The 9,855-nt window shown below is 70.7% G+C and carries 9 protein-coding genes; 8 read left to right on the top strand and 1 reads right to left on the bottom strand.

Features of this window, described 5'->3' with window-relative positions; genetic code table 11:
* Positions 1-147: 147 nt before the first annotated feature.
* The 4 genes from CCL05_RS13215 (at position 148) to CCL05_RS13230 (ending at position 5,542) form a co-directional block, all read left to right on the top strand.
* A complete protein-coding gene (locus CCL05_RS13215) occupies positions 148-2,364 on the top strand; it encodes a HAMP domain-containing protein (protein WP_086560692.1) in 2,217 nt (738 codons plus the stop codon).
* 7 nt (positions 2,365-2,371) lie between these two features.
* Complete coding sequence (gene pgsB, locus CCL05_RS13220) at positions 2,372-3,862, top strand: poly-gamma-glutamate synthase PgsB (protein WP_244204258.1); 1,491 nt, start codon at positions 2,372-2,374, stop codon at positions 3,860-3,862.
* Positions 3,863-3,934: 72 nt separating this feature from the next.
* On the top strand, positions 3,935-4,417 hold the full coding sequence (locus CCL05_RS13225; RefSeq protein ID WP_020276280.1) for a poly-gamma-glutamate biosynthesis protein PgsC/CapC: 483 nt from the start codon (positions 3,935-3,937) through the stop codon (positions 4,415-4,417).
* Between the two features lie 39 nt (positions 4,418-4,456).
* Positions 4,457-5,542, top strand: a complete 1,086-nt coding sequence (locus tag CCL05_RS13230) for an NlpC/P60 family protein (protein WP_086560693.1) — start codon at positions 4,457-4,459, stop codon at positions 5,540-5,542.
* 19 nt (positions 5,543-5,561) lie between these two features.
* Here CCL05_RS13230 and CCL05_RS13235 read toward each other — a convergent pair whose 3' ends face one another.
* Entirely contained in the window at positions 5,562-6,437 is an 876-nt protein-coding gene (locus CCL05_RS13235) for a hypothetical protein (protein ID WP_086560694.1), read from the bottom strand.
* 275 nt (positions 6,438-6,712) lie between these two features.
* Between CCL05_RS13235 and CCL05_RS13240 the strand changes: the two genes are divergently transcribed.
* The 4 genes from CCL05_RS13240 (at position 6,713) to glmM (ending at position 9,785) form a co-directional block, all read left to right on the top strand.
* Positions 6,713-7,036, top strand: a complete 324-nt coding sequence (locus CCL05_RS13240) for a hypothetical protein (protein ID WP_167409556.1) — start codon at positions 6,713-6,715, stop codon at positions 7,034-7,036.
* 217 nt (positions 7,037-7,253) lie between these two features.
* Positions 7,254-7,697 carry a 50S ribosomal protein L13 gene (gene rplM / locus CCL05_RS13245; RefSeq protein WP_010036634.1) on the top strand — a complete coding sequence of 148 codons (444 nt, stop codon included), beginning with the start codon at positions 7,254-7,256 and terminating at the stop codon, positions 7,695-7,697.
* A 42-nt stretch (positions 7,698-7,739) separates the two neighbouring features.
* A complete protein-coding gene (rpsI, locus tag CCL05_RS13250) occupies positions 7,740-8,252 on the top strand; it encodes a 30S ribosomal protein S9 (protein ID WP_030854572.1) in 513 nt (170 codons plus the stop codon).
* Between the two features lie 174 nt (positions 8,253-8,426).
* Positions 8,427-9,785 carry a phosphoglucosamine mutase gene (gene glmM, locus CCL05_RS13255; RefSeq protein WP_086560695.1) on the top strand — a complete coding sequence of 453 codons (1,359 nt, stop codon included), beginning with the start codon at positions 8,427-8,429 and terminating at the stop codon, positions 9,783-9,785.
* Positions 9,786-9,855 lie beyond the last annotated feature (70 nt).

Genomic DNA, 9,855 nt, shown 5'->3' on the forward strand with positions numbered 1-9,855 from the left:
TATACGGCGGTCCGTCACCCCTCCCCCGGGAGCGGTGTGCGGTGCGGCCGTTCTTCACCCAGAGGCCCCAGGAGACCACCGGTGACACCCACCCGCGCCGTGCACCCCGTGAAGGGAGGACGGCGACGCAGCCGACGACGCGCGGACATGCCGCTGCTGGGCGGCGTCCGTCCCCCGATCGCGCTGCTGTGCGTGCTGGTGCTGGCCCTCGCCGGCCTCACCGCCCAGGTGCTCGGCCCCGCCGGCGAGCAGGCCGTACCGCAGGCGGTGCTCTCCTCGCAGCAGCACTTCGCGGAGGACGGCGCCATCGCCCTGCGCGCCTCCATCGACGAGCGGGTCACCGACCTGAACCGCACCGCCGCCGCGCTGAACGCGGGGCCGCCGGTCAAGCCCGAGCGCGTCCTGTCCGACCTGGGGAAGACGTACCAGAAGTGGACGGGCACCACGGTCCTGGACCTGGAGAGCGGCAAGGTGCTGGCCGCCAGAGGTGAAACGATTCCCCTCGGATGGCTGGACAAGGACGTCCTCACCGGGGACACGGCCCTCAAGCCCCGCATGGTGCGGCTGGAGACCGGCGACGTACGGCTGATGACCATGGCGGTCCTCGACTTCGACGACCGGCCCCAGCAGCTGCTGCTCGCCTCCAACAGCCTGTCCGTGCCGGCCATCAACCTGGGCCAGTTCCGCTCCATGGCGGTCGTCGCCACCGGCGGGGAGATCCTGGCCACGGCCGGCTTCGAGCAGTCCGAGTCGCTCAACTCCGACCAGGAGCGCAAGGAGCTGGGCTTCCTCCAGAAGCAGATGAGCGGGCTGTCCGCCCGGGCGGCACGCGAGAGTGAGCAGGACCCGGTCAGCGCCAGGGAACCGGGCTCCCACGGCTACCCCGGGGTCAGCGGGACCCTGGTGGGCGCGAGCTACAACGGCCGTGTCGCCACGGCCGGTTACGCCTCCCTCTCCTCCTCCGACCCGGAGGAGAAGAAGAGCGTCGGCGCGGGCCTCGGGCTCACCGTCGTCGCCATGCTGCCCGTGGTCCAGCAGCAGGCCGCCGGTCCGGACCGGGAGCTGTACGGGCTGCTGGCGGCCGGCGCCCTGGTGGTGCTCGGACTGCTCGCCGCGGCCGTGCTGTGGGCGACCGTGCAGCGGCCGCTGCTGCGGCTGTTCCTGGAGTCCCGCCGACTGGCCCGGGGCGACCTGACCCGCCCGGTGGACGTGCCCCGCTGGGGTGAGGCCGCCCGCATCGGTTCCGCCCTGGAGAGGCTGCGCGCGCAGCTGGGCGGCCCGGCCGATGATCCCGGCGGCCGCCAGCGCGTCAAGGGGCGCTTCGGGGTGCGCGGGCCGCTCGCACTGACCGCCGTCCTGCTGCTGCTGTGGTGCCTGCCCGTCGGCCTCCTGCTGAACCGCACCGACGACTCCGTCAGCATCCCGGCCAGCATGGTCGCGGACCAGCGCGACCGTACCGACCTGGTCGCCGACCGGGTGCGCCGGGCGCTCAACGAGGCGCAGGCGGACCTGGTCTCCACGTCCCGGCTGATCGACCCGGCCGACGCCGACGCCGGCACGGCACTGCTGGACGAGACCCTCCGCGAGCACACCCGCTACCAGGCGCTGTACCTCCTCGACGAGAACGGCGAGATCGTCGCCCGCGCGGGCAAGGAGCCGCGCGCCGGCTTCGCCGACGGGGACGACCTGCCGCTGGTCCGGGTCGCCGGCAAGGGCGGCAAGAAGCCGGTCGTCCAGGCCGCCGCGCCCCTGCCGGACCACAAGGACATGACCCTGGTCGGCGAGGTCCGGGTCGAGTTCCTCAACTCGCTGCTGAAGCGGCCCGGGCTCGGCGAGGTCCGCGTGGTGGACGCCAAGACGGAGACCATCGCCGCCAGCGACGGCTTCCTGGCCTTCGAGAAACTGCCCCGCGACGCGCTCACCGACCTCGTCCGGGCCGGCAGCGTCCACGTCGGCGCCGGTCCCGTCGAGAACGGCCTGCTGATCCGCGAGGGACGCGGGACCACGGTCGCCGCGGCCGACGTCGGCTGGACGGTGGTCAGCTGGCAGAACGCCAAGGACTTCCAGATCACCCCGTACGAACGCGAGGACCGCAGCGTCCTGGCCGGACTGCTCGGGCTGGCCCTGATCGTCGTCTGCCTCGGCTGGGTGTACCTGGTCGTGGCCCGGCCGATGCGGGCCCTGGCGGCCAGTGTGGAGAAGCTGGCCGACGGCGACCTCAAGTCCGTGCACTACCCCCGCTACCAGGACGAGGTCGGCGCCGTCGTACGCAGCCTCGAACTGCTGCGCCAGCAACTCCAGGCCCGTAAGCAGACCCAGGCACGCCGGCTCGCGGAGCCGGAAGCCGGCGTTCGGGGAAGGTGACCCAGCCGTGCTCTATCTGTACTTCGTCCTGCTCACCGGCAGCGTGCTGCTGCTGGTGGCGGGCATCGTGGAACAGCGCCGGCACTACGCCGGCCTGCACAGCATCCCGTCGCGCGTGCTCGTGAACGGCATCCGCGGCAAGTCCTCCATCACCCGGCTGTGCGCCGGGGCGCTGCGCGGCGGCGACCTGGTCACCGTGGCGAAGACCACGGGCACGGCGGCCCGGTTCATCCACCCCGACGCCACCGAGGAGCCGGTCTACCGCAAGTTCGGCATCGCCAACGTGGTGGAGCAGATCGGCATCGTGCGCCGGGCCGCCACCTACCGGCCCGACGCCCTCGTCATCGAGTGCATGGCCGTCATGCCGGCCCTGCAGGAGGTGAACCAGAGCAAGCTGATCCGCTCCACGATCGGCGTGCTGTGCAACGTCCGCGAGGACCACCTCGCCGAGATGGGGCCCACCCTCGACGACGTGGCGCGGTCGCTGTGCCGCTCCATGCCGGAGGACGGCATCTGCGTCACCGCCGAGAAGGAGCGCTTCCACATCCTCCAGGAGGAGGCCGACGCCAGGAACTGCCAGTTGATCTACGCCGACCCGGAGACCGTCACCGACGAGGAGCTGCGCGGCTTCAGCTGGTTCACCTTCAAGGAGAACGTCGCGATCGCCCTCGTCGTGGCCGAACTGCTCGGCGTGGAACGGCGGGTCGCCCTGCAGGGCATGTACGACGCCCCGCCGGACCCCGGCGTGCTGTCCGTCGAGCGCTACGCGACGCCCGAGGGCAAGCGGCTCGCCTTCGCCAACGTCTTCGCGGCCAACGACCCCGAGTCGACGCTGATGAACATCAACCAGCTGCTCGACCTGGGAGCCATCCACCGGCCGCTGAACGTCGTGATCAACTGCCGCCCCGACCGCGTCGAGCGCAACGGGCAGATGGGCGAGATCATCCCCGACCTCCAGCCGGACCACGTCTTCGTCATCGGGCACCCCGCCAAGAGCGCGATCGACGCCATCCCCGCCGAATGGCGCGACCGCGCGGTCGACCTCGGCGGCGAACGGCGCTCGGCCGAGGAGTTCATGCCCGCCCTGCTGGGGCGCCTCGCCGCCGACTCCTCCCTGGTCGCCATCGGCAACATCCACGGCCAGGGCGAGGAGCTGCTGGAGTACCTGGCCGAACTCCCGGCGGACGAGTCCGCGCCCGCCGACACCGACGCGCCCTCGGCCACGGCCGCACCGGCCCAGCCGGCGCGCCTGGACCCCTACGCCTCGTACCCCATGGCCTATGAGGAGCGCTACCAGGCCTCCCAGACCCAGGAGATCCCGGTGGTCCGCATCCCCGTCCAGCCGTCGGGGCCGTACGCCGACGCCGGGTACGACGGCCCCGGTCCCTACCAGCAGGGGCCGTACGCCGCTCCGGCCCAGCAGACCTGGCAGCAGTACACCGACGAGTCCTACGGGTACGCCCCGGCCGACGACAGGGGGCAGCCTCCCCGTTCCTGACGTCCACGGGCGGGACCCCACGCCTCACGCCCACCGCTCGCCCCGCACCCGCACCCGTGCCCGGAGACCTCGTTGACCACCGCCGCCCTGACCCCCGAGATGGCCGCCCTCGGCATCGCCATCGGCCTGTTCTTCTCGTTGCTGTGCTACCTGACCACCAACCTGTCGCCCGGCGGCATGATCACGCCCGGCTGGCTCGCCCTGACCCTCATCGAGGACCTCCAGCGGGCGGCCATGGTCGTCGGCGTCACCGCCCTCACCTACGCGGGCACCAAGGTCATGCAGCGGCTCGTGATCCTCTACGGCAAGCGGCTGTTCGCCGCGGTGGTCCTGCTGGGCGTGCTGCTCCAGGCCACCGTGATGATCGTGCTGTCGATCGAGTTCCCGCTGCTCTACGGCAACCAGACCCTCGGCTTCATCGTGCCCGGCCTGATCGCGTACCAGATGGTCCGCCAGCCCAAGGGGGCGACGCTGCTGGCGACCGGCACCGTCTCGCTCATGGCCTACATCGTCGTCGCCGCCGGACTGCTGCTCGGCATCATGCCCACCGTCTGAGACCGGCGTCCCGGCGACCGACCACCCAGGAGAGAACACATGGCAGGGAAGAAGAAATCGCGGCCGGTCCTCTCCGGCCTCGTGGTGCTGGGGCTCGTCGTGACCTCCGGCTACCTCACCGTGGAGCTGCGCAAGCAGGAGGACAAGGGCGTCCCGGAGATCACGAACGTCGGCGTGCTGGACGGCTCGGACCGGGCCGGCGGCGCGGCGAAGACCCGCGACAAGGGCGGGGAGAGCTGGTCCCGGCTGGAGAACCCCGCCCGCTCCGTGCTGCGCGGGTCCGACGGCCAGGTCAAGGCGGTGTTCACCGACGGGGCGCGCACCGCGACCCTGACCGGACCGGCCCGCACCTTCACCGAGCCCTCCTCGACGAGCTCCAAGGTCTCCACGACGGACTGGGTCCGCCTCATGCCCGAGCCCTGGAAGAAGGGCGCCGACAAGGAGAAGTGGTTCAAGGACTGGTACGCCGAGTACGAGTCCAAAAAGGAGGACGACCTCCTGGCCATCGCCTTCCAGTACGTCGCCGGCGCCAAGCAGAAGAAGGACGAGCAGGGCACCGTCTACGCCGGTGACGCCAACTTCGGGCCCCTCAACACGACCGGGGCGGAGGGCGGCGACCTGCGTCTGGAGCAGTCCGACTTCTACGACTACCTCGGCGTCCCGTACCCCTTCCGGGACGGCGTGATCGGGCAGCCGGAGACCGCGCGCGCCCGGTCGGTCGACTGCTCGGGATACATGCGGATGGTGTTCGGCTACCGCGCCCGCTACCCGCTGATGTCCTCGGACGACTCGGGCGACGGCCTGCCGCGCACCGCCAACGGCATGGCCCGCTCCAAGGAGGGTGCCGACATCCTGCCGCTCACGGGCATCTCGCCCAAGGACCGGCCCACCGGCATCGACCAGCTCCAGCCCGGGGACCTCGTCTTCTTCAAGCTCGACACCCGGACCAAGCAGCGCCTGGACCACGTCGGCATGGTGCTCGGCTACGACACCGAGGGCCACCTGCTCTTCGTCTCCAGCCGCGAGGAGGTCAACGGACCGACCATCGGCGATGTCGGCGGAGTGTCCCGGCTGGACGGCAACGGCTACTACGCCAAGACGCTGCGCAGCGCGAAGCGGCTGTGACCGGGCGCGCGGCGGCCGGTCACCCGTCGGCCGCCGCCGACGCCTGCGCCTGGCCGCGGCGGTGGATCTGCCGGAACGTGAACAGCTGGAGGTTGTCGCCCGTGGCGAACACCTCGGTGTCCTTCGTCGTCACGTCCTTGCCGCTGGTGAAGCCGGCGTTGGTGAAGTAGGCGTAGCGGCCGTAGGAGTTGCTGGTCGTACGGCAGAACCCGGATTCGCAGAAGGGCTTCACGCCGCCGCCCGAGAGCGACTTGACGAAGCTCTTCTTGTTGGTCTGGCCCTTGGCCTTGGCGGCCTGCGCCTCGGTGTCGAAGACCGCCACGCCGACCGTCACGGCTATGCCGTCCGCGGAGTAGGTGACGCGTATCAGGCGCGTGCAGTCGTTCGCCGCGAGGATCTTCGGGAGCGTGCCGCCCGACGCCGAGGCGCAGTTCTTCGTGTCGGCCGTGGGGCCCTTCTTGTACGTCGTCTCGCCCATGGTCAGCTGCGTGCCGGGGAAGAGGGTGTCCGGGCCGAGCGGAGCCGTGTCCTTCTTCGCGCTGGCGATGAAGTCCTTCGGGTCCAGCGGGGGCGGGGCGCTGGTCGGGGCGAACGACGGGGCCGAGGCGGACTCGCTCGGGATGTCGGCCGAGGGCACCTGGGAGGTCGGGCTGCCCGCCTGGCTGCTGTCGCCGCCCGCGGAGACCACGGCCACGGCGACGGCGGCGCCGATCGCGACGGTGGCGAGCGCGCCGCCGCCGACCAGGAACAGCCGGCGTCGCCTGTTACGGGCCTCGGACGCCTCGGCGAGCGCGGCCCAGTCCGGAGACTGGCCGCCCCCGCTGTTCCAGGGCTGCTGCGACTGCGGTTTCCAGGGATCCCACTGGGACTGAGGTCCCCCCTGCCCAAAGCTCATGGGGCGCATCTTAGACGGGACATGGGGCGTGCTGGTCCGCCTGGACGGGCCCCGGAGCACCTAGGGGGCTTCTGATGGATCTCCGCGGCGTCGCGACGCCCGGCACGCACTCTCGCCGCACCGGACGAAAGGCCTAGTAGCTCCTCCCCCACGCTCGGCTTCGCTCGCGCGGGGGGACCCCCATCGAGGCCTCCCGCCCGGCGCACCGAGAGCACGCACCGACCGCCGCTCCTTCTTCCACGGAGATCCATCAGAAGCCCCCTAGCATTCCTCCCATGCGGACGGGCAAAGGCGACATCTGCGGGTGGTTGGGGCGACTGTTGCCGACCGGTGTGCTGCTGGTGTGCCTGTGGTCCTGGCCGTCGGCCGCGGCCGCGATCGGGGTGTGGCCGTCGGTCGCGGCCGGAGTGCTGCGGGTGCTGCGTCGGCCGCGCCGCGGCGGCTGTCTGCCGCGCCGGTGCGCCGGGGCGCTCGCCGATGTGCTGTTGTCGTCGGTGTTTCCCTATGTGCCACCGGTGCGGCCGGTGCGGCGCCGGACGCTGCGGAGGGCCGTGACCCTCTGTGCCGGCCTGTTCTTCTCCGTAGCCGACCGGCGGTGATGATCCCGCGTTTTGACCCGTGTGGTGAGCCCCGGTATTCTGCTCTTTCGTTGTGTATTGGCTTGCTCATTCTCACGGGACGGGCCCTTACACCGGTCCACCGGGCCGATGACCAGCGACCAGCACGCGGTTTGCGTCACCGCTGTGCGGTCAAGGCTGTCGTGATCGTTTCGGTGACCTGTTATGGACCATTCACTCGAAGCGAAGGCTACGAACCGTGCGTACGTACAGCCCCAAGCCCGGCGATGTGACGCGCCAGTGGCACGTCATCGACGCTCAGGACGTTGTCCTGGGTCGTCTCGCCACCACCGCAGCGACCCTCCTCCGGGGCAAGCACAAGCCGATCTACGCGCCCCACGTCGACGCTGGTGACTTCGTCATCATCATCAACGCGGACAAGGTGCACCTGTCCGGCAACAAGCGGACCCAGAAGATGGCGTACCGCCACTCCGGCTACCCGGGTGGTCTGCGCTCCGTCCGCTACGACGAGCTGCTCGACAAGAACCCCGAGAAGGCCATCGAGAAGGCCGTCAAGGGCATGCTCCCCAAGAACACTCTGGGCCGTCAGATGCTCTCGAAGCTGAAGGTCTACAAGGGTGACCAGCACCCGCACGGCGCGCAGCAGCCGCAGCCGTACGAGATCACCCAGGTCGCGCAGTAAGTCCGGCCACCCCCTAAGACTGAAGAGAATCTGAGGAGAATCGTGGCCGAGACCACTGCCGAGCAGCCGCTCGAAGAGCTTGACATCGACAGCTACACCACCGAGTCCGAGGTCCCCGTCGAGGGCGAGTACACCTCGGAGTCCATGGCCTCCCGCTTCGGCGAGCCCCAGCCGGCCGCCGGCCTGGGCCGTCGCAAGAACGCCATCGCCCGTGTCCGGATCGTTCCGGGCACCGGCAAGTGGAAGATCAACGGTCGCACCCTCGAGGACTACTTCCCGAACAAGGTGCACCAGCAGGAAGTCAACGAGCCCTTCAAGGTGCTCGAGCTGGACGACCGCTACGACGTCGTCGCCCGCATCTCCGGTGGCGGTGTCTCCGGCCAGGCCGGTGCGCTCCGTCTCGGTGTCGCCCGCGCGCTGAACGAGGCGGACGTCGACAACAACCGCGGCCCGCTCAAGAAGGCCGGCTTCCTCAAGCGCGACGACCGTGCGGTCGAGCGCAAGAAGGCCGGTCTGAAGAAGGCCCGCAAGGCCCCGCAGTACAGCAAGCGCTAATCGCGTCGCTGTCGTTGCGACTGTCTTCGCAACGTTGCGCCTGATTTCGCAACGATCGCCCCGGCGGCACGTTCTGTGCCGCCGGGGCGTTCCCGTACACCACCCCTGTGGATGTCGGACCGTCCCCGGGGATGTACTGGAGCCGCACTCTCTCGCAATTCGGAGGACACCACAGTGGGACGACTCTTCGGCACGGACGGCGTGCGCGGTGTCGCCAACGCGGATCTGACGGCGGAGATGGCCCTCGGCCTCTCCGTGGCCGCGGCGCACGTACTGGCCGAGGCGGGCACGTTCGAGGGGCACCGGCCGACCGCGGTGGTCGGGCGTGATCCGCGCGCGTCCGGGGAGTTCCTGGAGGCCGCCGTGGTCGCGGGTCTCGCCAGCGCCGGCGTGGACGTCCTGCGGGTCGGCGTGCTCCCGACGCCGGCGGTGGCGTACCTGACCGGCGAACTCGGCGCCGACCTCGGTGTGATGCTCTCCGCGAGTCACAACGCCATGCCCGACAACGGCGTCAAGTTCTTCGCCCGCGGCGGGCACAAGCTCGCCGACGAGCTGGAGGACCGGATCGAGTCCGTCTACGAGGAGCACCGCACCGGCGCCCCGTGGGACCGGCCGACCGGGGCCGGAGTGGGCCGCGTGCGCGAGTCCGAGGAGGGCGCCGACCGGTACGTCGAGCATCTGCTGCGCGTCCTGCCGCACCGTCTCGACGGGCTGAAGGTCGTCCTCGACGAGGCGCACGGCGCCGCTTCCCGGGTCTCGCCCGAGGCGTTCCAGCGGGCCGGTGCCGAGGTCGTCACGATCGGGGCCGAGCCGGACGGGCTCAACATCAACGACGGCTGCGGCTCCACGCACCTGGACAAGATCAAGGCCGCCGTCGTCGAGCACGGGGCCGACCTGGGCATCGCGCACGACGGGGACGCCGACCGGTGCCTCGCCGTGGACCACACCGGCGAGGAGGTGGACGGCGACCAGATCCTGGCCGTGCTCGCCCTGGCCATGCGGGAGGCGTCCACGCTGCGGGCCGATACGGTCGTGGCGACGGTGATGTCCAACCTGGGCTTCAAGCTCGCCATGGAGCGCGAGGGCATCCGGCTCGTGCAGACGGCCGTGGGCGACCGGTACGTGCTGGAGGAGATGAAGGAGCACGGGTTCGCCCTCGGGGGCGAGCAGTCCGGGCACGTGATCATCCTCGACCACGCGACGACGGGTGACGGCACGCTGACCGGGCTGCTGCTGGCGGCGCGGGTCGCGCAGAGCGGGCGTCCGCTGCGGGAGCTGGCGTCTGTGATGGAGCGGCTGCCGCAGGTGCTGATCAATGTGCGGGATGTCGACAAGTCCCGGGTGACGACGTCGGCCGAGTTGTCCTCGGCGGTTGCCGACGCGGAGCGGGAGCTGGGCGCTACCGGGCGGGTGTTGTTGCGGTCCTCGGGGACCGAGCCGTTGGTGCGCGTGATGGTGGAGGCGGCTGATATCGAGCAGGCTCGGTCTGTGGCCGGGCGGTTGGCTGATGTGGTGAAGTCCGCGCTCGGTTGATGACCGGGTAGGGGGTGGGGGCTGCGGTTGTCTGCGGGCTGACCGTTGTTCGTGGCTGATCGCGCAGTTC

Origin of the sequence: Streptomyces africanus (assembly GCF_002150735.1) — a bacterium.
Lineage (GTDB): Bacteria > Actinomycetota > Actinomycetes > Streptomycetales > Streptomycetaceae > Streptomyces > Streptomyces africanus.